Origin of the sequence: Stenotrophomonas sp. ZAC14D1_NAIMI4_1 (assembly GCF_003086775.1) — a bacterium.
In the GTDB taxonomy this organism is placed as follows: Bacteria; Pseudomonadota; Gammaproteobacteria; order Xanthomonadales; family Xanthomonadaceae; genus Stenotrophomonas.
In genome coordinates this window covers 4632481-4655781 of record NZ_CP026001.1, presented here as the reverse complement: position 1 = coordinate 4655781, position 23301 = coordinate 4632481, and the positions used below count along the sequence as shown (strand labels likewise).

Here is a 23301-nt window from a genome sequence, read left to right as displayed (position 1 = left end):
CCACGGCTGCCCCCGCGGCGGCCGTGCATGGCTGCCCGCAGCCGCCAGCGTCCATGAATCCTTTCGCTGCATGAAGCACCGCGAACGCATTGCCCGTTACCGCCATCTGCGCGAACAGCCCCAGTGGAAGCTGCTTGCCGCCGACCACGCCCCGGAAATCATCGGCCTGCTGCAGGGCCTGCTGATGGACGGCGAGCGCACGTTGCCGTCTTCGGTGCTGAACGAGCGCCTGCAACGCGCGCTGGACCAGCTGGCCGGCGACGAACTGTCGCGCGAGCTGCCGCGTACCGCCCAGGCCTACATCGCCCACTGGCTGGCCCAGGGCTGGCTGGAACGCCGCCTGCCCGAAGGCGCCGACCAGGAGCAGTACGAACTGTCGACCCCGGCGCTGCAGGCGATCCGCTTCGCCGACAGCCTGGAGCAGGCCCGCGTGGCCGCCACCGAAAGCCGCCTGGCACTGGTCATCGAGCAGCTCTCGGCCCTGGCCGCGCAGACCGAAGCCGATCCCGATGCGCGCCTGTCCGCGCTGCACGACGAGCGCGACCGCATCGATGCCGAGATCGCCCGCGTCGGCGCCGGCCGCGTGGTGGCCCTGGACGGCAAGCGCGCGCTGGAACGCACCCGCCAGATCATCGGCCTGGCCGACGAACTGACCGAGGACTTCCGCCGCGTGCGCGATGACTTCGAGCAGCTCAACCGTGATTTCCGCGAACGCATCATCGACGACGAAGGCGAGCGCGGCGACGTGCTGTCGCAGCTGTTCGAAGGTGTCGATGTCATCGGCGAAAGCGATGCCGGCCGCAGCTTCCAGGCGTTCTGGCGCCTGCTCAATGATGCCGAGCAGAGCGCCCAGCTCGACGCCGCGCTGGAGGCCGTGCTCGCGCGCGGCTTCGCCCGTCGCCTGGACCGCAACGAACGCAACTTCCTGCGCGGCTTCACCAGCACCATGCTGGAACGCGGCGGCCAGGTGCACGACGTACTGCAGAACTTCGCGCGCAGCCTGCGCGGCTTCGTGCAGAGCCGCGGCTACCTGGAACAGCGCCGCCTCAACCAGCTGCTGAAGCAGGCGCAGTCCGAAGCCCTGGCCCTGCGCGATGATTTCCCCGCCCAGCGCAGCATCGGCCGCGACCTGCAGCTGACCACCAGCCGCCTGCGCTCGTGGTCGCAGTGGAAGCTGCACGACCCGCGCAGCGCCCAGGTCGATGGCAACGTCGAATACAACGACGCGGCCGCCATCAGCCTGGAAAGCGTGGGCGACCTGGTCGCGTCGTCGGAAATCGACTTCCGGACCCTGCGCCGCGACCTGCACGACCTGCTGGACGCACAGCCGCGCCTGAGCATCGCCGAGGCCCTGGCCCAGCGCGAAGCACCGCAGGGCCTGGGCAGCGTCATCGGCTACCTGTCGCTGGGCACGCGCTTCGGCAACGTGGTCGCCGGCGAGCAGGAACTTGCGCAATGGCGCGGAGGCGACGGCCAGGTGCGCCGCGCACGTATTCCGCTGGTTTGGTTCACCCAGGAGAGACGCCATGAGCTGGCATGAAGATCCCATCGAAGCAGCGGCGCCCGACCTGGTCGAAGACGCCTACGAGGCCGAACCGGCGCCCGTGGCTGCAGCGCCGCGCCGCGGCAACGACGTCTATTACATGGGCGATACCGGCCGCCTGCCGCTGGATGCGCGCCGCGCGCTGTGCCAGCTGCTGATCGGCCCCAGCATCGACCAGCTGCGCCACGCCAAGCTGTGGCCCGCGCTGATCCGCAGCGAGGCCGCCATCCGCTCGGCACTGGCCGACCTGTTCCTGGAACTGGTGCTGGACCGTGACAGCGGCGTGGCGTTCACCCGCCAGGCCGACACCGAAGACGTCGATGCCCCGGTGCTGCTGCGTACATCGCCGCTGACCTTCATCGATTCGGTGCTGCTGCTGTTCCTGCGCCAGCAGCTGGCCGAGGCCGATGCGCGCGGCAACCGCGCCGTCGTCGCCGACGCCGAGATGGCCGAAGCCCTGGCCATCTACGAGAAGAACCTGTCCACCGACCGCGCCGGCTTCAACCGCCGCGTGGCCTCGGCCGTGCAGAAGATGAAGGACAACCACATCCTGACCCGCCTCGGCGGCCAGGAAGACCGCCACGAAGTCTCGCCGGCGCTGAAGCTGATGTTCTCGGCCGAAGACGTGTCCCAGCTCTCGGCGGTGTACCGCCAGCTGCGCGAAACCCCGGCTGCAGAAGCCTGAGAGACCCGAGCACCGCATGGCCATTTCCAAGCACACTCCCGCCCTGTTCAACGACGGCCTGCCGGACCCGCGCCTGCAGCAGTTCCGCATGCGCCGCCTGCAGGTGCACAACTGGGGCACCTTCAACGGCCTGACCGAAGTGCCGATCGCCGAGCGCGGCTTCCTGTTCGTCGGCCGTTCCGGCTCGGGCAAGTCGACCCTGCTCGATGCCATGTCCGCGCTGCTGACTCCGCCGGCCATCGTCGACTTCAACGCCGCCGCGCGTGAAGCCGAGCGCAGTGGCCGCGACCGCAACCTGGTGTCCTACGTGCGCGGTGCCTGGGCCGACCAGCAGGACAGCGGTACCGGCGAGATCGCCACCCAGTACCTGCGCAAGGGCGCCACCTGGACCGCACTGGTGCTGGAATACCGCGCCGGCGATGGCCGCGTGGTGTGCCTGGTGCGCCTGCTCTGGATCTCCGGCAACGGCACCTCGGCCGGTGACGTGCGCAAGCACTACATGATCGCCGAGCGTCCCTTCGACATCGCCAAGGACCTGGGCGGCTTCGACCTGGACCTGCGCAAGCTGAAGCAGAAGCTGGCCGACATCCACCACTTCGACACCTTCTCCGGCTACGCCGAGCGCTTCCGCCACCTGCTGGGCATCGACAACGAAATGGCGCTGCGCCTGCTGCACAAGACGCAGTCGGCGAAGAACCTGGGCGACCTCAACGTCTTCCTGCGCGATTTCATGCTGGACACGCCGCGCACCTTCGATGCCGCCGAGCGCCTGGTCAGCGACTTCGCCGAACTCGACGGCGCGCACCAGGCGGTGGTCACCGCCCGCCGCCAGGTCGAAACCCTGCTGCCGGCGCGCGCGCATTACACCGAACTGAAGCACATGCATCGCCAGCGCGGCGATGACGAGACCCTCAAGCTGGGCATCGACAGCTTCCGCGAGAGCCGCCGCCAGCTGCTGATCGAAGCGCGCCTGCGCGAGATGGACGTGCGCGACCGTGGCCTGCTGGGCGAAGAAGCCCAGCGCCGTGCGGCGCTGGACAACCACACCGAACGCCTGGCCGAGCTGGAACTGCAGCGCCGCCAGCAGGGTGGCGAGCGCATCGAGGAGCTGGAACGCGAGCAGGGCCGCGCCGAAGCCGAGCGCGACCGCCGCCTGGCCAAGCAGGCGCAGGCCCGCGACGCCGCGCGCCACCTGCAGGCTGAACTGCCCGAAGACGCACACGCGTTCGCCGAGCTGGTCGAGCGCGCGCAGAACGAACTGCAGGACCGCCAGCGCGCTTCGGCGGCGCTGGACGATGCGATCAGCGAACGCCTGGGCGGCAAGCGCGATGACGAGCGCCGCTTCGGCGAAGTGCGTGGCGAACTGGAAGCGATGCAGCGCACGCCGTCCAGCATCCCCGCACCGATGCAGAAGCTGCGCGCGCGCCTGGCTGAAGAAACCGGCATTTCCGAAGCCGCGCTGCCCTTCGTCGGCGAGCTGATCCAGGTGCGCAGCGAGGAGCAGAACTGGCAGGGCGCGATCGAGCGCGTGCTGGGCGGCTTCGCGCAGTCGCTGCTGGTGGACGACAAGCATTACAACGAAGTGGCTGACTGGGTGAACCGCACCCACCTCGGCATGCGTTTCACCTACTACCGCGTGCGCCGCAACGATGATGCGTTCGCCCGCGAACCGTCCACGCGTTCGCTGCTGCACAAGCTGGAACTGCGCGACCACGCCTTCGAAGGCTGGCTGCGCCGCGAGCTGGGCAAGCGCTTCGACTACGAGTGCGTCGATGCCAAGCAGCTGCGCAACGTCGACCGCGGCATCACCCGCGAAGGCCAGGTCAAGCATCCGGGCGACCGCTTCGAGAAGGATGACCGCAGCGCGGTGAACGACCGCCGCCGCTGGATCCTCGGCTTCAACAACCGCGACAAGCTGGTGGTGTTCGAGCGCGAGGCGCAGGAACTGGCCAAGCGTATCGCCAGCTGCGATACCGATATCGCCAGCCTGCGCGGCCAGCGTGACCGCGACAACGAACGCCGCCTGGCCTGCCATGAACTGATCGGCATCCAGTGGAACGAGATCGACGCGGCCGCACCGCAGCAGCGCCTGGCCGATATCGAAGCCACCCTGCGCGACCTGCGCGAAGGCAACGCCGACCTGGCCCGCCTGGCCAAGCAGATCGACGCGGTGCGCGCCGATATCGAACAGGCCCGCCGCACCTATGAGGACACCCGCGTCGAGCGCGGCCAGCTGGTGCGCGAACGCGACCGCCTGGACCGTGCCCGCCAGCAGAGCCGCGCCCTGGTGCTGCCGGCGCTGGCCGAAGACCAGGAAGCCGGCCTGGCCGAACGCCTGCAGGAGCAGGGCCCGCTCAGCCTGGAAACGCTGGAGGCGCACATGCGCCAGGTCAGCAACGCGCTGAACGAACAGCTGTCGTCCTCGCAGCAGGACGTCAACCGCGTCGAGAACCTGCTGCTGGGCTGCTTCCGCCGCTTCGTCCAGCAGTGGCCGGAGGAATCGGGCGACTTCACCGTGTCGGTGGCCTCGGCCGAGGATTTCCTCGCCCGCCTCGAGCGCCTGGAACGCGACGGCCTGCCGCAGCACGAAGAGCGCTTCTTCGACCTGCTGCAGAACCAGAGCAAGAACAACCTGCTGGCCCTGCAGCGCCACAGCGCCGAGGCCCGCAAGTCGATCGGCCAGCGCCTGGACGAGGTCAACGCCAGCCTGGAACAGGTGCCGTTCAACCGCGGCACCCTGCTGACCATCGAGCTGAGCGACCGTCGCCTGCCGGAAGTGGGCGAGTTCCACCTGCAGCTGCGCGAAGTGCTGTCGCAGCAGCAGACCGAGCAGCGCGAGCTGGCCGAATCGCAGTTCACCGTGCTGCGCCAGCTGGTCAACCGCCTCGGCTCGCAGGAAGGTGAGGACAAGCGCTGGCGCGAGCTGGTGCTGGACGTGCGCATGCACGTGGAGTTCATCGGCGTGGAGCTGGATGCGGAAACGCGCCAGCAGGTCGAGATCTACCGCAGCGGCGCCGGCAAGTCCGGTGGCCAGCGGCAGAAGCTGGCCACCACCTGCCTGGCTGCGGCGCTGCGCTACCAGCTTGGCGGTGCCGACAGCCAGCTGCCCAGCTACGCCGCGGTCGTGCTCGACGAAGCCTTCGACAAGGCCGACAACGAGTTCACCGCGCTGGCGATGAACATCTTCGACAACTTCGGCTTCCAGATGGTGGTGGCCACCCCGCTGAAGTCGGTGATGACGCTGGAGCCGTTCATCGGTGGCGCCTGCTTCGTCGAGATCAGCGGCCGCCACGATTCGGGCGTCCTGCTCATCGAGTACGACGAAGAAGGCAAGCGCCTGAAGCTGCCCGAACGCAGCCGCCAGCAGGCCAGCGAACCGGAAGAAGCCGAGGCCTGAGCGCCTCGGCGGCCACCCTGGTAGCGCCGGGCCATGCCCGGCGGCACTTCGCCCTCACGCCCCGCGGAACGTATCCCACGCCATCCGGGCGATCAGCACCACCACCAGCCCCACGAACAGCTTGCGGATGAACGGCGTGCCGCCCTTCAGCGCCAGCCGCGTGCCCACCACCGAGCCGATGATGTTGGCCGCCGCCATCGGCAGTGCGAACAGCCACAGGATGTTGCCGGTCGGGATGAAGAACGAGATCGCTGCCACGTTCGTCGCCAGGTTCACCACCTTCGACGCCGCCGAGGCGCGCAGGAAATCCAGGCCGAAGAAGCGCACGAACAGGAAGATCAGGAAACTGCCGGTGCCCGGCCCGAAGAAGCCATCGTAGAAGCCGATGGCCGCACCGATGGCAAGGGCGATCGCCAGCTCGCGGCGGCCGATCTCCTGCGGCCGGTGCAGCGCGCCGAAATCCTTCTTCCACAGCGTGTAGCCCAGCATCGCCACCAGCAGCACCAGCACCAGTGGCCGCACCGCGTCCTTGGGCAGCAGGCTGACCGCCGTGGCACCGGCGAAGGAGAAGATGAAGGCCGTACCGGCGGCGAACAGCACCGGTTTCCACGGGAAGCGCACGTTGCGCGCATAGCGCCAGGCAGCCGCGCCGGTGCCGAACATCGAACTGAACTTGTTGGTGCCGAACAACATCGCCGGCGTCTGCTGCGGCAACACCGTGAACAGGCCCGGCAACTGCACCAGCCCGCCGCCGCCCACCGCCGCATCGACCAGGCCAGCGATGAAGGCGATCACCACCAACCACCACAACTCGGGGGGAACCAGTTCCAGCACGGCAATCAACCAAAGTGGGGGCGCGACAGCATACGCCTATCATCGATGGATGCCGGGGGCGTCCCGCGCGACAATGGCGGCATGACCCGCACCCCTGCCGATCCCTGTCCCTGCGGCCTGCCCGCCGACTACGCCGCCTGCTGCGGCCGCTACCACGCCGGCGAAGCCGCGCCGGATGCCGAACGCCTGATGCGCTCGCGCTACAGCGCCTACGTGCGGCAGTTGGCTGATTACCTGCGCCTGACCTGGCACCCGGATACGCGCCCGGCCGAACTCTCGCTGGACGAGGCGCCGGGCCAGCGCACCCATTGGCTGGGCCTGACCGTGAACGAACACAGCGTCACCGGCCCGGACAGCGCCGAGGTCCGCTTCACCGCCCGTTACCGCATCGGCGGTGGCAGTGCAGTGCGGATGACCGAGCACAGCCGCTTCCTGCGCATCGACGGCCGCTGGTACTACCTCGACGCCGTCTGAGCCTCAGCCACCGCGCACAGCCAGCACGCGCTGGCCGCCGTGCGCGCAGACCCGGTTGCGGCCTTCTTCCTTGGCCGCATACAGCGCCTGGTCGGCTGCCTTGACCACCCCGGACGGCCGCGCATCCACGCGGCTGTCGGCCAGGCCGATGCTCACCGTCACCTGCACCACCTGGCCCGTGCCGCCACGCCCGCGCTGCTGCTGCCCGGCCGCATCGTCCCGGCTGCGCGTGCTGCGGTCGCGCAGCTGCATGCGGCTGTCCTCGATGTTCTGCCGCAGCGCCTCCACCGCATCCACGCAGGCCGGCGCCGGCCGGTCCAGGAACACCACCGCGAACTCCTCGCCGCCGTAGCGGAACGCGCGGCCGCCATCGCCCACCCGCGCCAGGCGCGAGGCCACCAGCTTCAGCACGTCATCGCCGGTGTCGTGGCCGTGGGTGTCGTTGAACTTCTTGAAGTGGTCCACGTCCACCATGGCGATGCTGTAGGTGCCGGCGGCACGCTGCAGGGTCTCGTTGAAGGCCCGCCGCCCGGGCAGCCCGGTCAGTTCATCGCGGAACGCCATGTGGAAGGACTCCTGCAGGGTCGCGCCGAGCATCAGCAGCAGCGCCGCCACGCTCAGTGCCGGCAGCAGCGCCGGCTGCAGGAAGATGCGCGGCAGCATCCACCAAAGGGACAGCAGCGCCAGCAGCATGGCCGTGTGCAGCGGGCGCGGGCGCTGCCAGGCCTGCCAGCCCAGCGCGGCGGTGGCCAGCAGGAACAGCAGCGCCGGCAGCTGCGCCAGCGCATTCCAGTCACTGGGAATCCAGGCGAAATGCCGGTTCGACAGCAGGTTATGCATGCCCTGTGGCTGCTGCACGGCCAGCAGGATGAAGATGGCCAGCAGGGCGCCGCTGCCGATCCCGCGCAGCAGCAGGTCCTGGCGGCGCCGGCCGCGCTCAGGCCACAGCGCGTGGGCGGCGAACAGCAGCGGCAACCAGCTGGACACGGCATGGAAGCGCAGCGGCGTCAGCGGGCTGATGTAGCCCAGGCGCAGGTAGTGGGCCAGGTCGGGGTGCAGCACCGTGAACACGGCAGCCACCAGCAGCAGCAGGCACAGCGTGCGCACCTGGTTGTACATCAGCGCCAGCCCCGAACCCAGGCAGGCCAGCAACCACGGCAGCACGCGCTGGCCGGTCCGGCCGACATCTTCGTTACCCAGCGTGGTCCACAGCACCAGCGCGACCAGCAGGGCAGGCAGCACGAACAGGTAATGCGCAGGCTGGCGGAGCGGATGATGGGACAAGCGGTCATTCCAGCGCGGTCACTACACGGCCGCAGCACTGGCGTTAGCGGCGTCGCTGCGGGGTTCTTGAATGGGCGCGATGTGAATGCGCCGGCCCTGTGCGATGACATCGCGCTCACCCGCCGCAGCCGAAGCTGGGCCCATGGACAGCGCAACCCTCGCCGTCGCTGCCCCGCAGCGTGAACTCGCCAGCCACTTCGCCCATGTGCGCGGACGCAGCCAGCAACTGGCCGCACCGCTCAGCGCCGAAGACGCGATGCTGCAGAGCATGGACGATGCCAGCCCGGCCAAATGGCACCTGGCCCACACCACCTGGTTCTTCGAACGCTTCGTGCTGGCCAGCGTGCGCGGCCACCAGCCATGGGATCCCGCGTGGGATTTCCTGTTCAACAGTTACTACAAAAGCCTGGGTCCCGCCCATGCACGGCCACGCCGTGGCCTGCTGTCGCGGCCCTCGCTGCAGCAGGTGCGCGACTATCGCCGGCACGTGGACGAGCAGGTGCTGGCGCGCCTGGCCGACGGTGATCTCGGTGAAGAAGCGCTGCAGCACCTGCAGCTGGGCCTGCAGCACGAACAGCAGCACCAGGAGCTGCTGCTGACCGACATCAAGCACGCGCTGTGGTGCAACCCGCTGCAACCGCCCTATCGCGAAGACCTCGCGGCGATCGCCAGCGTGCCCAGCGCGCTGGGCTGGAGGGCGCAGGACGAGCGCATCGTCACCGTCGGCGCAGCGCGCTGGCCGCAGCAGGCGGCCTTCGCCTATGACAACGAATCGCCGCCGCACCGCGTGTTGCTGCCCGCGCACGCCCTCGCCGAGCGCCCGCTCAGCAACAGCGAGTACCGCGCCTTCGTCGATGCCGGCGGCTACCGCGAGCCGCGCTGGTGGCTCAGCGAAGGCTGGGCGCTGTGCGAAGCCGAAGGCTGGCAGCACCCGCTGTACTGGCACGACGACCTGCAGCGTGAGTACACCCTGGGTGGCTGGCGCGATCTCGATCCGCATGCGCCGGTCTGCCACCTCAGCTATTACGAAGCCGATGCCTGTGCGCGCTGGCACGAAGCGCGGCTGCCGACCGAGTTCGAATGGGAAGCCGCCGCCGCCACGCAGCCGCCCAGCGGCCACTTCGCCGACGACGACCAGCTGCATCCGCATGCAGGGCAGGGCACGGGCCTGCGCCAGCTGTTCGGCGATGTCTGGGAATGGACCTCCAGCGCCTATGGCGCCTATCCCGGTTTCCAGCCGTTCGGCGGCAATCTGGGCGAATACAACGGCAAGTTCATGTGTGGCCAGTGGGTGTTGCGCGGCGGCAGCTGCGCCACCCCGCGCGGCCACGTACGCAGCAGTTACCGCAACTTCTTCAATCCACCGGCCCGCTGGCAGTTCTCCGGCGTGCGCCTGGCGAGGGATCTTCCATGAGTACCGTGCAGGACGCGCTGCAGGCGCTGACCGACCTCACCCCCGGCCGCCAGCAGATCCTGGCCGACGCCGTGGCCGGCCTTTCGCGCGCCGCGCGCCAGCTGCCGTCCAAGTATTTCTACGATGCACGCGGCTCGCGCCTGTTCGAGCAGATCACCCACACCCCCGAGTACTACCCCACGCGCACCGAACTGGCGCTGCTTGACCGGGTGCTGCCGGAGATCGCCCGCGCCGTCGGCGCGCATGCCCACGTGGTCGAACTGGGCAGCGGCAGTGGGCGCAAGACCGCGCGCCTGCTGGCCGCCCTGCAGGACCCGGTGGCCTACACCCCCATCGAAATCTCGCGCGCCGCGCTGCTCTCCAGCATCGATCACCTGGCCCCGGCCCTGCCGCAGGTGGAGATGCTGCCGGTCTGCGCCGATTTCACTCGCCCGGTGCAGGTCCCCACGCCGGAACGCCCGGCGGCGCGGCGCCTGCTGTTCTTCCCCGGCTCCACCCTGGGCAACTTCGCGGGCGACGAAGCGATCGCCCTGCTGCGTGCGATGCGCCAGACGATGGGCGATGACGGCCTGGCGCTGGTCGGCATCGACCTGCACAAGGACCCGGCGCTGATCGAGGCCGCCTACAACGATGCCGACGGCATCACCGCCGCTTTCACCCTCAACCTGCTGGCCCGCCTCAACCGCGAAGTAGGCAGCGATTTCGATCTCGATGGCTTCCGCCACCAGGCCCGCTACAGCACCGCGCGCCTGCGCATCGAAACCGATCTGGTCAGCCAGCGCGAACAGGACGTGCACCTGGACGGGCAGACCTTCCACTTCCAGGCCGGCGAGCCGATCCGGGTCGAGTACAGCCACAAGTACACCGAGGCCAGCTTCAACCACCTGCTGCAGCAGGCCGGCCTGGAAACCGTCGCCCACTGGGACGCGTCCGACCCCGCCTACGGCCTGCGCCTGCTGCGCGCCTCCGCTCCGCATCGCTAGCGCCTGGCCATGCCGGTCGGCTGCCAGGCCGTCCGCCCGCGCTAACATGGCCCCAGCACCGGCAACACGGAGGACGCCATGCCCTTGATGACCACGCTCGGCCTGGCCGCCGCGCTGGCCGCGCCGTCGATGGCGCCAACGACGCCCGCCGCTGATCCGGCGTTCGCCCGCTGCATGACGCAGCTGCAGGCCACGGCCGCCAAGAAGGGCGTGGCCGCCGATCGCTTCACCGCGATCACTGCCGGCCTGCAGCCCGACCCCAGCGTGCTGCCACTGCTGGACGCGCAGCCTGAATTCACCACGCCCATCTGGGATTACCTGGCCGCGCTGGTCGATCGCCCGCGGGTGGATGACGGCCGCGCGATGCTGCAGCAGCACCGCGACCTGCTGCAGCGCGTATCAGCGCAGTACGGCGTCGATCCGGCCACCATCGTCGCCGTATGGGGCGTGGAGAGCGACTACGGCCGCGTGTTCGGCAAGCGACCGCTGCTGCAGTCGCTGGCCACGCTGTCCTGTGCCGGCCGGCGCCAGCCCTTCTTCCGTGGCGAACTGCTGGCGCTCATCAAGCTGATCGAGCAGGGCGACCTGCAGGCGCAGGGGCTCACCGGTTCCTGGGCCGGCGCCTTCGGCCACACCCAGTTCATGCCCAGCACCTACGCGCGCATCGCCGTCGACGGCGATGGCGACGGCCGCCGCGATCTGGTCGGCAGCATTCCGGATGCACTGGCCTCCACTGCCAACTATCTCAAGCGTGCCGGTTGGCGCAGCGGCGAACCGTGGGGCATGGAAGTGCGTGTTCCCGAGGGTTTCAAGACGGCGCAGACCGGGCGCACCCAGCGTCGTGCGCTGGCGGACTGGCGCGCACTGGGCGTCACTGGCCTGGATGGCAGCGCCCTCGCGCCGCCGGGGCTGCCGGCCGATGCCCGCGCGGCCCTGCTGCTGCCGGCCGGCAGCAAGGGCCCGGCGCTGCTGGTGTTCCGCAACTACGATGCGATCTACAGCTACAACGCCGCCGAAAGCTACGCACTGGCCATCGCCACCCTGGCTGACCGGCTGCGTGGCGGCAATGGGCTGGCCACGGCCTGGCCCACCGATGATCCCGGCCTGGGCCGCGACGAGCGCCGCCAGCTGCAGACCCTGCTGCTGGCCCGCGGCCACGATATCGGCAGCGCCGATGGCATGATCGGCAACGCCAGCCGGCGCGCGATCCAGGTCGAGCAGCGTCGCCTGGGCTGGCCCGATGCCGATGGCCGCCCCGGCCAGCGCATCCTGCGCGCGCTGCAGGCCGAGCCGCGCACGCCGGCCACGCCCACCCGTTTCAGCCTTCCCGCCAACTACAGTGCCGCGCAGTCGCCGGCCATACGGAGTCGATCCACCGTGCAACAGATCCAGGGTGTCAGCAGCGGCCAGTTCCAGGGACTCGATGCCTGGCTGGTGGAAACCCCCGAGGCCACCGCCGCCATCAGCGTGTTCGGCGGCCAGCTGCTGTCCTTCGTGCCCAAGGGCCAGCCCGATGTGATGTGGCTTTCGCCCAAGCGTGCCGAGCTGCCGACCCCGATCCGTGGCGGCAGCCCGGTGTGCTGGCCGTACTTCGGCCGCCAAGGCCAGGGCAATGATGTGCCGGCGCATGGTTTCGTCCGCACCCTGCCGTGGGAACTGCAGCAGGCGCGCCGCCTCGACGATGGCAGCATCGAGCTGACCCTGGCGCCGCCGGCGCTGCAGGATCTCGGCCTGCGCCTGACGATGACCGTGCGGGTGGGCCGCGAACTGCGCCAGCAGCTGGTCACCGAGAACACCGGTACTGCACCGGCCACCTTCACCCAGGCCCTGCACAACTACTTCCGCGTCGGCGACGCCACCCGCGTCGAGGTGGACGGCGTGGACGGGGTGACCTACCAGGACAAGTACGAGAACTACGCCCAGACCCGCCGCCAGCAGGGGCCGTGGTCGCTGCGCGACCCGCGCGACCCGGGCCGCAGCGACCGTATCTACAGCCCGGCCGGTGGCCGCTACGTGCTGCGCGACCCGGTGCTGAAGCGCCGCATCGAGCTGCATACCGAAGGCAGCCGCGCGCTGGTGGCGTGGAACCCCGGTGCTGAAGCCGCAGCGAAGATGGCCGATGTCGGCGATGGCTGGCGCGACTACGTCTGCCTGGAGGCGGCCAATGCCGGTCCCGATGTGGTCACCGTCGCCCCGGGCGGCCGCCATGTGCTGGTGCAGGTGATCTCGGCATCGCCTCTGTAGCCGGCGCCAGGCCGACTGCTTTTGACCGCGGGCCCGTCATGGCACCGGGTACTAGTCGCAATCTGCACGGAACGCAGCCGGCCTGAGTCCCCGGATGCCGCCCGGACACCCTCATCCGGCCCGGGAAAGGACCAGGCCATGGGCTTTTCCAGGCCGGATCGACAGCAGTGACGCTATTGGCCTGGACTGGCCTGCAGCACTCGGCAAGCATCCCTTGCACCGTCACGACGGCGGTGCAAGGGTGCCCGGTGCGGCAGGAACAAGGAGAGGCTTCATGGAAGAAGGGCGGTGGCACTACACCGATGGCGGCAGCCACCACGGGCCATGCACGCTGGCCGAACTTCGGCACCTGCTGGAAAAGCGGACCATCACGCCGGAAACGTTGCTGCAGCGCGAGGGCGATTCCGGCTGGCGGCCTTTTGCCGAAATCGACATGGCGGGTGCGCTCATGGCGGTCTGAACCGTCTCAACCCGATGTGCGTGGCCGCAGTACCAGCAGGCACAGCGAACCTGCCACCAGCCCCCAGAATGCCGAGCCGATGCCGGCCAGTGATACCCCGGAGGCGGTGACCAGGAAGGTGACCAGCGCGGCCTCGCGGTCGCGCTCCACGGCCAGGGCGCTGGCCAGGCTGTTGCCGATGGTGCCGAACAGGGCGATGCCGGCCACGCAGGCGACCAGTTCCTTGGGGAAGGCCGCGAACAGGGCGGCCACGGTCGCCCCGAACAGGCCGATCACGATATAGAAGGCGCCGGCCGCCATCGCTGCGGTGTACCGGCGCGCGGGGTCCTCATGGGCATCGCGGCCCATGCAGATCGCCGCGGTGATCGCCGCCAGGTTCAAGGCGTAGGCGCCGAAGGGGGCCAGCAGCGTGTTGACCACGCCGATCCAGCCGATCACCGGCGAAATGGGCGCGCTGTAGCCGGAGGCGCGCATCACCGCCACTCCGGGGATGTTCTGCGAAGCCATGGTGACCACGAACAGGGGCAGGGCGATGCCGGCCACCGCCTGCCACGACAGCGAGGGTGTGACCCAGTGCGGGGTGGCCAGCTGCAAGTGCAGGTCCTGCGCATGCAGCAGGCCGCGGCTGGCGGCGATGATGATGCCGACCAGCAGGGTGGCGATCACCGCATAGCGCGGGAACAGGCGGCGGCCGGCCAGCCAGGTGGCGAACATTGCCAGGGCGAGCACCACCTGGGTGTTCATCGCCACGAACACGTCCAGGCCGAAGCGCAGCAGCACGCCCGCCAGCATGCCGGCGGCCAGCGCCATCGGTACCCGCTGCATCAGGCGGGCGAAGATGCCCGAGAAGCCGGCAATCATGCCCAGCACCGCAGCGAGCAGGAACGCGCCGGTGGCTTCGGACAGCGAAGCGCCACCGGCGCCGACCACCAGCATCGCCGCGCCGGGGGTCGACCACGCGGTGACCACCGGCACGCGGTAGCGCAGCGACAGGCCGATACAGGTCACGCCCATGCCCAGGCCGAGCGCCCACATCCATGAAGCGATCTGCGCCTGGTTGGCGCCGACGGCCTGCGCGGCCTGAAACACGATCACCGCCGAACTGGCGAAGCCCACCAGCACCGTAATGAAGCCGGCCACGATCGCCGGCACCGAAAGATCGCGCCACCACACCTGTCGAACCTGCGTGCCCATCGCTGTCTCGTCTGTATGCATCCGTACATACATAGCGCTTGCGGCGTTGACCGCGCAACGCGCGGGCAACGCCGCAGTGATGCCGGCACGCACGCTATGCATGGCGCAGGCGACGTCTTTGTCATCTTCCTGAAAAAAAGTGTTGACGAATCCTGCAGGATCTCTAGAATTCGCTCCCTTGCTGCGGCGTGGCAACTTCCTCGGAAGTGATCCGCCAACAGCGACGCCACACCGGCGAACGAGATGATCGAACGAAGGTGTTGACGGACTCAAAAAGTCCGGCATAATAGGCGGCTCGCAACGACGAAAGACCTTTGGGTCCAACGACGAAGCAGCATCGGCAACAACGTCCACTCCGGTGAGACGGCCTTGAAAAAGGTGTTGACGAAGCGGAAAAGCCGGCTATAATGGGCGGCTCGCTACGAAGGAAACTTCGCAGCACACGGGAACGGCGCTGAGGCCACTTCCCAAGATCTTTGAAAGTATGCGCAGGTATCTTGTGAAGGCGCCTGCAGGAAGGATGATTGTCCATCTTGCAGACGTTTGATCAAGCAACTATTAATTGTTTTAAAGCAAGCGATACGTTGCCAGCATCAATTCGCCAGGGCGTGCAGTGCCGTACCCGAAGATCGCACGATCTGCACGCTGACATTCCCGGCCTTGCCCGGTCGGGTCAGGTCGCCAAACAGTTCCTGCATGCCGCCCATGGACTGCAGCCACTGATCGCTCAAGGGCGTCAGTTCCATCCCGCGCGCCAGCGTGGTCTGCTCCGACAGGCCGGCGCCCGGCACGAGGTCGGGATAGAAGACTCGCCCTACTCGCCCGGCAACCCCAGCTTGGTCGTCCCAAAGCCGTACTTGGTTTCCATCAGCTTCTTCACCGGGCCCATGCCCTCCACAATCATCTTGCCGTCAGGAGTGCCGCACCGCGTGCCCACCTGCGTCCTGCCGTACTGCAGTTCGGCTTCACGACTACGCTTGGGGCGGGGGTCGGACTCCCACCAGGGGAAATGGGCGTAGGGCTTGTTGGTCGAGACTTCGTAGCGCCAGCAGACGAACGAGAGTGACTCCTTGCCGGTGGCGTCATAGTCGTACACGCGGTAGGAGCTGTAGCCGCTGGTGAGAGGCGTAAGCTTCAAAACGCCCTTTTCTGCGTAGGCGCGCAGGTTTTCGGTGTAGGCGTCACCAGAGACAGGGCCGGACAGAATCACGCGCGTGAGTTTGCCCTTTGCGTCGTAGTTTTCCTGCCGATTCAGATCCAGCGTGCGCCACTGGCGTTCCCGAGGGTGCTTTGCGCCCGGAGCAAAAATCTCGAAAATGCGCTGTCCGGTGCGGTGGAGATACTCACGAACACGCGCATATGCGGTTACGCCGTCAAATTGCCCCTTCAGCACATCTGGCGATACACGCTCTCCAGGGAAGGTGTAGTTCAACTCCCTACCTTCATCCCGACTGCGTTGCTCAAAGACGGGCGTCGCGTCGGATGAAGCAATGGCAAAGGATCCACTCTGTATGCCAGTAAGCCCACGCTTATCGCTCATCTGAAAAGAGGCACCAATGCGGTGGTGGAAGCTGGCACCATTAAAGAAAAAATCCCCCTGCGCGTACCAGGCCCCATCAGTTGCCTCGGTTCCGAAGTCGACCTCCTCTTGCTCTGCGCTCCCCCCAAGCTTGCGTGTAGCCTTCTTGATCATGTCCAAAGCCAAGAATCCATCAGCCCGATAAGAAAAGTATCTTGTATCTACACTTACTGGCTTATCTCGAAGATCCGAGCACTGAAAATGTGGATCCTCCGAGACGATCCGCCCAGAAATCTCATTTGCCACCTCTACGCGACCATTCTTGTCGTAGAGCGCACAGAAAGTTGTGACCTTACGGCTCGACGTGCCGGTCTGTTGAATCGATGTCAACTGACCCGACGCATCGTAATCAAGCTCGTACGCATTTTGCAGTTCAAAGTACGGATACAGCAACTTGACTGCAGGATGCAGCCTTTGGGGAGGCGCTTCACCAATCAGCTTGGACTCCCGCCGTCTCCATTCCTCAGCACGGCAGATCCGCTGTCCTTGGCCAGTATTTTCCAAATAGTAGACCGAACCACCATCCGAGTCGAATGGCTCATTATTCAATTTAGCCAGATCAGGACCGGTCCTGATTCTTATGTAAGGTGCCACCTCGTTCGCGCGACTGAGGCTGGCGCCTACTGCATCCCCTCCACCAACCAACCTTGGCGTAAACTTGACCACCATGCCGTTGCCCTGAAAGCGACCATCTTCTTCATTTATTGAGCTGCAACCTGCATGCACAGCTTGCACGGCGCACAGAGCACTCACCGCAATCAGCGCTTTCAGCAGCAAATACTCACTCACACCTTTTCTCCTTGACTCGAGGCAGCATGTCGAATCGAGTATGCCAATTCACTTGACCTATCCACCTGAACAGGCAGGGCTGCAATGATCTCGCTCGGCATCGTGGCAGCCGGATCGTCCATGCTGCTCCCCCAAAGCAGCGGCATGGTGACCCAAAAGCCCTTAATTCGAGGACGTCCTGGCTCGCCTTTGAGGAAGTCAGTCGCCTTGCGCACATCATGCCGACCGACGGCACTGGTCACATAGTCGTTCTCAACACTGGGCTCCTGCATGAAGTCTGGCTGCAGGACAGGGGGCTGCGCATACAACATGCGCTTGACGTGTCCCTTGTCACTCAGGCCTGCTGCGGGAAACCCATGGAACACGGAATCATAGCGGGGGAACGAATCGCGTGGGACATTGGTGAAGACATGCTGATAGGCATCCGAATTAGCGTCAGCAATCTTCCTAATCTCCCGCCAAGTTCTGGCGCTTGCCGGCTGTTCGATCTGCGGAACTGGATCTACCTTATGGAACCAAGGCAGATACGCCCCCGCAGCTCCAGCTGCAGAGTATGGTTTCTTCTTTTTCTCTGACAGCTCTTGAATCGCCTGCCCCAGGAACTTCTTCCAAAGATTCATCCGCAGATCCCGCGCAAACTTCCGGGTTATCACCTTTACGCCATTACCCAGGTCCAGCGACTGGGCCGCACCATCCACGATCACCGCGGCGATCTCGGTATCGCCCGTGCCCAGCAGGCTGCGGTCGTTGCAGTTCGCACTTCCAATGATGGCCACGGCGTCGTCCACGATCAGCAGCTTGGAGTGTACGTAACACTGCTCGGTCACCACATACAAGGGGGTGGCCTGGTCCGCGCCGATCGTATGCGGCGCGTAGTGGTTCTTGTGGTTGGTGTCAGCAAGCACCCCGTAACTTCTCAGGTTCATTACCGACAGGTACTCCTTCCACCGACCTGCCTTCACCTCCGCCTGCAGGTCGGCCTCTTCCACGCTCACCTCGCGGATGTCCTTGTCGCGTGCGATCAGCGAACGGCAGATGCGGCGGATGAGGCTGTCGTCGCCGCGCAGCAGCGTCTGCTGCACCCAGTACTGCTGCTTCAGCACGGCACCATCGAACAGGCTGCCCTCCGGATGCACGGGCAACGTGATGTAGACGTGGAACCCCTGCCTGGCCACGATGGCGCGGCGGATGCGCGCGGCGATGGCCGCCACCAAGGGGTTGCTGGCCGCTGACTTCACGCCCTGCTTCCGCGCGACCATGTTCTGGACCACGCCGGCCTTTCCAAGAGGACCACTCATGCCCACGCCCTTGTCGACGTAGCCTGCCTTTTTCTTCTCGGCCTCGGTCATTTCCCGGCGCTCGCCCCCCTTGATCGCGGTCTCCACCGCACTTCCTGGCCCGGCGTCGGACCATCCGCAGTCGGAAATCAGGAACTGCGTCTCCAGGTAGACGAAGGCACTGGCCGAGGCGATGCAGTTGACCATCGCATCAAGGATGGAATGCATCGGCTGGTCGCGCTCCCAGTAGGGTTGCAGGCAACTGGCATCATCCAGCTTCAGGCCGAGCTCCTTGCACCCCTTCTTCTCCAGGGCGTGCAGTGCCGTACCCGAAGATCGCACGATCTGCACGCTGACATTCCCGGCCTTGCCCGGTCGGGTCAGGTCGCCAAACAGTTCCTGCATGCCGCCCATGGACTGCAGCCACTGATCAGCGCTGTGGAACCACCCGATCCCATCCCGAACTCGGAAGTGAAACGCAGCTGCGCCGATGGTAGTGTGGCTCAAGCCATGCGAGAGTAGGTCATCGCCAGGGTTTATACCCAAAAACCCCGCTGCTCACGCAGCGGGGTTTTTTCTTTGCGCGTGATTGATCACGCCGCACCCATGAACTGCACGGAGCAACACCGGTAGTGCCGGCCGCTGGCCGGCACAGGCGCGGCGTCCGCGCCTGCAGGAACGGCGGTGCCAACCAAGGTTGGCATCTACCAGAGCACCGGCGCGTGGATGGGGTGGCCCCATGTAGATCCACGCAACGCGGTAGTGCCGGCCGTTGGCCGGCACAGGCACAGGCACGGCAACCGCGTCCGTGGAAAGCAAGGTGCCAACCAGGGTTGGCACCCGCCCATCGCAACTGCCCGGCCTCAGGCCAGCGCCACGTCCCGCGTTTCCTGCTGGCGGAACACCGCCACCGCTTCACTCAACGTGCCCGCCTGTACCTGCAGTTCGCGTGCGGCGGCAGTGGCTTCCTCCACCAGGGCCGCGTTCTGCTGCGTCGCCTGGTCCATCTGCACGACCGTCTGGTTGATCTGCTCGATGCCGCTGGACTGCTCCTGCGAAGCAGCGGAAATCTCCTGCATCAACGCACTCACGCTCTGCACGCCGCCGACGATGCCCTGCATGCGCTGCCCGGCATCGGCCACCAGCTGCGCGCCGGCTCCCACTTCACGGCCGGCTTCGTCGATCAGTTTCTTGATCTCCTGCGCGGCCGCCGCCGAGCGCTGGGCCAGCACGCGGACCTCACTGGCCACCACGGCGAAGCCACGTCCCTGCTCCCCTGCGCGGGCAGCTTCGACGGCGGCGTTGAGGGCCAGGATGTTCGTCTGGAAGGCGATGCCATCAATCACGCCGGTGATGTCACCGATGCGCCGCGACGCCGCCTCGATGGCCTGCATGGTGTCGACCACCCGCTGCATCGCCTGGTTGCCGTCGTTCGCCGCGTCCTGTGTGGTCGCGGCCAGATCACTGGCCTGGCGCGCATGGCTGGCGTTCTGCCGCACGGTGGCAGTCAATTCCTCCATCGACGCCGCGGTTTCCTGCAGGTGCGCGGCCTGGCGCTCGCTGCGCTCGGACAGGGCATCGTTGCCGGCCGCGATCTCGCTGGCGGCGCCGCGGATGGCACCGGCACTGCGCTGGATGCGACCGACCATGCGCGCCAGCTGGGTCGCGGTGGCGTTGGCATCGCGCTGGATGGCGGCGAAGGCGCCGTGGTACTCGCCTTCCATGCGGCGGTCCAGCTCACCGCGGGCCAGTGCGGCCAGCATCTGTCGAACCTCTTCGACCGTGCCACCCACCGTGGCCATCAACTGGTTGATGCCACCGGTCAGGCCATCCAGGAAGCTGGCCCCCTCGCTGGCCTGCAGGCGCTGTTCGAGGTCGCCGGCGGCCGCGGCCGCAACGATGCCGGCCACGGCGTTTTCCAGCGTCAGCTCATGGGTGCGGTCATGCCATTCCACGGCAAAGCCGAGCCGGGTGCCCTGGACATCGAACACCGGGGTGACGACCTGGGCGAAATGCACCGGCCCGATCTGGATCTTGCCGTTGTGGGTGACCTGCAGGCCGTTGAGGATGGCGCGGATGCGCTCGGGGTTGGCGTGGAAACGATGGATGCTGCTGCCGACCAGCTGCTCGGCATCGAAATCGGGGAAGGCCTGGCGCAGCGTCGCCTGCTGGTTGCGCAGCAGGGCCACCACCGAACGGTTCACGTAGCGGATCACGTGGTCGTTGTCGGCGATCATCATCGCCGTGCGCGAGACATCCAGTGCCTGGCGGATCTGCGCGTTGTCCGCATGCGCCTGTGCCTGCCGCTCCCGCTGCGCCTGCACGTGGCGGGCGGTGTCGGCCAGTGCATGGGCGAGCGAACCTGCGGCGTAATCCTGCACGTTGCTGTGCGCGGACAGATCGGCGCCGGTGGCGATGGCGCGCGCCAGCGCAGCCAGTCGCTTCGGGCCATGGCCGAGCGCTTCGCTCTGCTGGCGCAGGCGTGCTGCGGTCTGCCCGAGCACGATGGCCAGCGCGGCCAGCGCTGTGGCGTGCAGCACGGCCGGCAGTATCGCCGCGCCCTGCAGCAGCGGCAGCAGCAGGACGATCACCCCGACCGCGCCGGCGAGCCACAGCGGCGGGCGATCACGATGGGCGAGCAGCGCGGCCAGCAGCAGGCCGATCGGCAAGGCCGGGTTGAGACCACCGAGGTGGCAGAGCAAGGCCAGCTGCGTGGCAACGATGACGGCCAGCCCATTGCGGGCCAGCGCCCTGCCTGCGTGCGGGCCGCCCAGCCACGCGGCGGGCGCCACCACGGTCGCCGCCAGCACGCCGGCCAGGCCGCCGTGGCCACTCAATGCAGCGCCAAGCCCAAGCAGGGCCATGGCAGCGCTGCCCAGCAGCAGGCGGCGGTCACCACGCCGTGCCAGTTGCTGCAGGTAGGGAAGGCGGCCCTGGTCGGGCGGGCGGGGGGATGCAACGGACATCGACGACTCCTGGATCAACGAACGGCAACGGCCCCGCGTACCGGCACGCACGAGGGCGTGGCGATGGCAGGGCCAGGATTGCGCAGGGGGAAAAGGTGCGGATGGCAGGCGCCGGGGCCACGTCCTGTGGGCGGCGGTGCGGACAGACAGGCATGCGGGCTTCCTTGCAGGACCACGAACAGCCGCAGGCCCGACCGGGCCCGCGTACAGCGGGCGCAGGGGCCCGCAACTGTTCTATCGGCCGTGCGCGCGTGGAGTGAAGCGCGCGCGGCCGTCCCCGCTCAGCCGCCGTTGCGTTGGAGCATCGCCATCAACTGGCGAGGAAGCCGTTGATGACCTCGGCGATCTGCGCCGGCTGTTCCATGTGCAGGTGGTGGTTGCCCGGGAACACGGCCAGGCGGCCATCGCGCAGGTGCTGCAGGCGCTGGCTGCGACCCGGCTCGGGATAGTAGGACTGTGCCGGCGTGGCGTAGATGACCTGGGTGGGGCAGGCGATGGCCTGCAGCAGGTTGTCGATCTGCCCTTCGCTGAGGCGGATGGCGGTGGGCAGCATCAGCCGCGGGTCGCTGCACCAGCGATAGCCGCCTTCGACCGGCTCGACGCCGCGCTCGACCAGCAGGCGGGCACAGCCCTCGCTGAGCTGGTTGGTCATCATCCGCGCGCGGATCGGCGCGGCCAGTTCGGGGAATACCCGCAGCTGCTTCCGGGCCAGGGCGCGGGTGGCCGTCACATGCTCGCGCAGGCGGTCGGCGGTTTCTTCTTCCGGCCCGCGCAGGCCGCCCAGTGCTTCGATGGCGATCAGCCGCTCAACCCGGTCACTGACCGCTGCGGTGAGGCTGGCGATGCCGGCACCCATCGAATGGCCCATCAAGGTGAAGCGGTCCCAGCCCAGCGCGTCGGCGACATCGAGCACGTGGGTGATCGCTGCCGGCGTGGTGTAGACCGCGCCCGCCGGCAGGTGTGCGCTGTGGCCGTGGCCAGGCAGGTCGATGGCCACCAGGTCCAGATCGGGCAGGCGCGGGGCCAGCGGCACGAAGCTGGCGGCGTTGTCCAACCAGCCATGCAAGGCCAGCACGCGGGTACCGCCGGCGTGGCCACCGCGCAGGCCGGCCACGCGCGCACCGGCGATGTCCATCGCGAACGGTTGCAGGCTCATGCCAGCGATGCCACGGCCAGGCGTGCCAGGGCGCGGGCGTGTTCGGGCTCGGCATTCAGGCACGGGATATAGCGCATCTGCGCGCCGCGCTCGGCCAGCGTCTCGGTGAAGCCCATCGCCACTTCTTCCAGTGTTTCCAGGCAGTCGGTGGCAAAACCGGGGCAGACCACGTCGATCTTTTTCACCCCGGCCTCGGCCAGTGCCCACAGGCTGGGCTCGGCGTAGGGCTGCAACCAGCGTTCGCGGCCGAAGCGCGACTGGTAACCGAGCTGCCATTCGTCGGCGGCCAGGCCCAGTGCCTTGGCGATGGCCTGCGCGCTGGCTTCGCAGCGCTGCGGGTATGGATCGCCGGCATCGGCCAACCGCTGGGGGATGCCGTGGAAGGAGAACACCAGCTTCTGGCCACGGCCGTGCTGCTGCCAGTAGCGCTGGATGGAGCCGGCGACGGCGGCGACCCAGTCCGGGTCGATCGAGTAATCCTGCACCAGGCTGATGGTGATGCCGGGATGGCGGCGCTGCCACGCATCGACGCGGTCTTCGATCGACGCGGTGGTGGTGGTCGAATACTGCGGGTACAGCGGCAGCACGACGATGCGGCGCACGCCTTCGGTGGCCAGGCGGTCGAGCTCGGCGGTGAGCGCGGGCGCGCCGTAGCGCATGGCATGGCGCACCCGCAGATTGGGCAGCAGCGCCTGCATGGCTTCGGCCAGGCGGCGGGTATGCACCATCAGCGGCGAGCCTTCCGGCAGCCACACCAGGGCGTACTTCGCCGCTGAACGGCCGCTGCGCAACGGCAGGATCAGCCCGCGCAGCAACGGCTGCCAGAGCAGCGCCGGAATCGAGACCACGCGGGGGTCGGACAGGAATTCAGCCAGGTAACGGCGTACGGCGGGAGCCGTCGGCGTCTCGGGCGTGCCTAGGTTGACCGCCAGCACGGCGGTATCGGGTGCGTCGAGCATGGTCGATATTGTCGCCGATCCGACGCCGCGCCGGGATGCAGGGTTTGGATCGTATCGATGCAG

Annotated in this window: 16 protein-coding genes, 1 rRNA gene and 1 pseudogene; 9 read left to right on the top strand and 9 right to left on the bottom strand. The window is 67.6% G+C overall.

All coding sequences use genetic code 11. The features are described 5' to 3' along the window. The first annotated feature begins 70 nt into the window (after positions 1–70). From C1927_RS21065 to C1927_RS21055, 3 genes and pseudogenes are all read left to right on the top strand, one after another. A complete protein-coding gene (locus tag C1927_RS21065) occupies positions 71–1540 on the top strand; it encodes a DUF3375 domain-containing protein (protein WP_079224391.1) in 1470 nt (489 codons plus the stop codon). A 100-nt stretch (positions 1541–1640) separates the two neighbouring features. Then, positions 1641–2228: pseudogene (locus tag C1927_RS21060) on the top strand (DUF4194 domain-containing protein); the annotation flags it as partial. A 16-nt stretch (positions 2229–2244) separates the two neighbouring features. After that, positions 2245–5625, top strand: coding sequence for an ATP-binding protein (locus C1927_RS21055; RefSeq protein WP_079224387.1), 3381 nt, complete (start codon positions 2245–2247; stop codon positions 5623–5625). Positions 5626–5679: 54 nt separating this feature from the next. Here the strand turns inward: C1927_RS21055 and C1927_RS21050 are convergent, their stop codons facing one another. Then, positions 5680–6459, bottom strand: a complete 780-nt coding sequence (locus tag C1927_RS21050; RefSeq protein ID WP_108747902.1) for a sulfite exporter TauE/SafE family protein — start codon at positions 6457–6459, stop codon at positions 5680–5682. 81 nt (positions 6460–6540) lie between these two features. Between C1927_RS21050 and C1927_RS21045 the strand changes: the two genes are divergently transcribed. Then, positions 6541–6933 (top strand): YchJ family protein, encoded by a 393-nt coding sequence (locus tag C1927_RS21045; protein ID WP_108747901.1) that lies wholly within the window; start codon positions 6541–6543, stop codon positions 6931–6933. Between the two features lie 3 nt (positions 6934–6936). On the opposite strand, the gene C1927_RS21040 is transcribed toward C1927_RS21045, so the two are convergent. Continuing rightward, on the bottom strand, positions 6937–8217 hold the full coding sequence (locus C1927_RS21040; protein WP_108747714.1) for a GGDEF domain-containing protein: 1281 nt from the start codon (positions 8215–8217) through the stop codon (positions 6937–6939). Positions 8218–8359: 142 nt separating this feature from the next. Here C1927_RS21040 and egtB point away from each other — a divergent pair, with 142 nt between their 5' ends. From egtB to C1927_RS21020, 4 genes are all read left to right on the top strand, one after another. Continuing rightward, positions 8360–9631: an ergothioneine biosynthesis protein EgtB gene (gene egtB / locus C1927_RS21035; protein WP_108747713.1), complete on the top strand. Its 1272-nt coding sequence runs from the start codon at positions 8360–8362 to the stop codon at positions 9629–9631. Further along, a complete protein-coding gene (gene egtD, locus C1927_RS21030; protein ID WP_079224380.1) occupies positions 9628–10614 on the top strand; it encodes an L-histidine N(alpha)-methyltransferase in 987 nt (328 codons plus the stop codon). The genes egtB and egtD overlap by 4 nt, the downstream gene beginning before the upstream one ends. A gap of 129 nt (positions 10615–10743) precedes the next feature. After that, entirely contained in the window at positions 10744–12858 is a 2115-nt protein-coding gene (locus C1927_RS21025; RefSeq protein WP_108747900.1) for a lytic murein transglycosylase, read from the top strand. Positions 12859–13072: 214 nt separating this feature from the next. Beyond that, a complete protein-coding gene (locus C1927_RS21020; protein ID WP_159095404.1) occupies positions 13073–13318 on the top strand; it encodes a DUF4339 domain-containing protein in 246 nt (81 codons plus the stop codon). A gap of 6 nt (positions 13319–13324) precedes the next feature. Here the strand turns inward: C1927_RS21020 and C1927_RS21015 are convergent, their stop codons facing one another. The 4 genes from C1927_RS21015 to C1927_RS21000 all read right to left on the bottom strand — a co-directional run bounded on the left by C1927_RS21015 (position 13325) and on the right by C1927_RS21000 (position 18562). Beyond that, on the bottom strand, positions 13325–14512 hold the full coding sequence (locus tag C1927_RS21015) for a benzoate/H(+) symporter BenE family transporter (protein WP_108747711.1): 1188 nt from the start codon (positions 14510–14512) through the stop codon (positions 13325–13327). Between the two features lie 593 nt (positions 14513–15105). Then, positions 15106–15243 carry a hypothetical protein gene (locus tag C1927_RS21010; RefSeq protein ID WP_159095403.1) on the bottom strand — a complete coding sequence of 46 codons (138 nt, stop codon included), beginning with the start codon at positions 15241–15243 and terminating at the stop codon, positions 15106–15108. A gap of 83 nt (positions 15244–15326) precedes the next feature. Continuing rightward, positions 15327–16880: a hypothetical protein gene (locus tag C1927_RS21510; protein ID WP_152027063.1), complete on the bottom strand. Its 1554-nt coding sequence runs from the start codon at positions 16878–16880 to the stop codon at positions 15327–15329. Next, positions 16877–18562: a phospholipase D-like domain-containing protein gene (locus C1927_RS21000; protein WP_254051516.1), complete on the bottom strand. Its 1686-nt coding sequence runs from the start codon at positions 18560–18562 to the stop codon at positions 16877–16879. The genes C1927_RS21510 and C1927_RS21000 overlap by 4 nt, the downstream gene beginning before the upstream one ends. 17 nt (positions 18563–18579) lie before the next feature. Between C1927_RS21000 and rrf the strand changes: the two genes are divergently transcribed. Then, positions 18580–18692, top strand: a 5S ribosomal RNA gene (gene rrf / locus C1927_RS20995). 328 nt (positions 18693–19020) lie between these two features. Here the strand turns inward: rrf and C1927_RS20990 are convergent. From C1927_RS20990 to hemH, 3 genes are all read right to left on the bottom strand, one after another. Next, a complete protein-coding gene (locus C1927_RS20990; RefSeq protein WP_079224374.1) occupies positions 19021–21123 on the bottom strand; it encodes a methyl-accepting chemotaxis protein in 2103 nt (700 codons plus the stop codon). A 310-nt stretch (positions 21124–21433) separates the two neighbouring features. Beyond that, entirely contained in the window at positions 21434–22279 is an 846-nt protein-coding gene (locus C1927_RS20985; RefSeq protein WP_108747708.1) for an alpha/beta hydrolase, read from the bottom strand. Then, on the bottom strand, positions 22276–23238 hold the full coding sequence (gene hemH / locus C1927_RS20980; protein ID WP_108747707.1) for a ferrochelatase: 963 nt from the start codon (positions 23236–23238) through the stop codon (positions 22276–22278). Before hemH ends, C1927_RS20985 begins: the two co-directional genes overlap by 4 nt. Between the last annotated feature and the right edge of the window lie 63 nt (positions 23239–23301).

Bases quoted from the DNA above. Each gene is read 5' to 3' on its own strand.
- C1927_RS21055 (WP_079224387.1), top strand. From the start codon at position 2,245: ATGGCCATTTCCAAGCACACTCCCGCCCTGTTCAACGACGGCCTGCCG.
- egtD (WP_079224380.1), top strand. From the start codon at position 9,628: ATGAGTACCGTGCAGGACGCGCTGCAGGCGCTGACCGACCTCACCCCC.
- C1927_RS21000 (WP_254051516.1), bottom strand. From the start codon at position 18,562: ATGCAGGAACTGTTTGGCGACCTGACCCGACCGGGCAAGGCCGGGAAT.
- egtB (WP_108747713.1), top strand. From the start codon at position 8,360: ATGGACAGCGCAACCCTCGCCGTCGCTGCCCCGCAGCGTGAACTCGCC.
- C1927_RS20985 (WP_108747708.1), bottom strand. From the start codon at position 22,279: ATGAGCCTGCAACCGTTCGCGATGGACATCGCCGGTGCGCGCGTGGCC.
- C1927_RS21015 (WP_108747711.1), bottom strand. From the start codon at position 14,512: ATGGGCACGCAGGTTCGACAGGTGTGGTGGCGCGATCTTTCGGTGCCG.
- C1927_RS20990 (WP_079224374.1), bottom strand. From the start codon at position 21,123: ATGTCCGTTGCATCCCCCCGCCCGCCCGACCAGGGCCGCCTTCCCTAC.
- C1927_RS21025 (WP_108747900.1), top strand. From the start codon at position 10,744: ATGGCGCCAACGACGCCCGCCGCTGATCCGGCGTTCGCCCGCTGCATG.
- C1927_RS21065 (WP_079224391.1), top strand. From the start codon at position 71: ATGAAGCACCGCGAACGCATTGCCCGTTACCGCCATCTGCGCGAACAG.
- C1927_RS21045 (WP_108747901.1), top strand. From the start codon at position 6,541: ATGACCCGCACCCCTGCCGATCCCTGTCCCTGCGGCCTGCCCGCCGAC.
- hemH (WP_108747707.1), bottom strand. From the start codon at position 23,238: ATGCTCGACGCACCCGATACCGCCGTGCTGGCGGTCAACCTAGGCACG.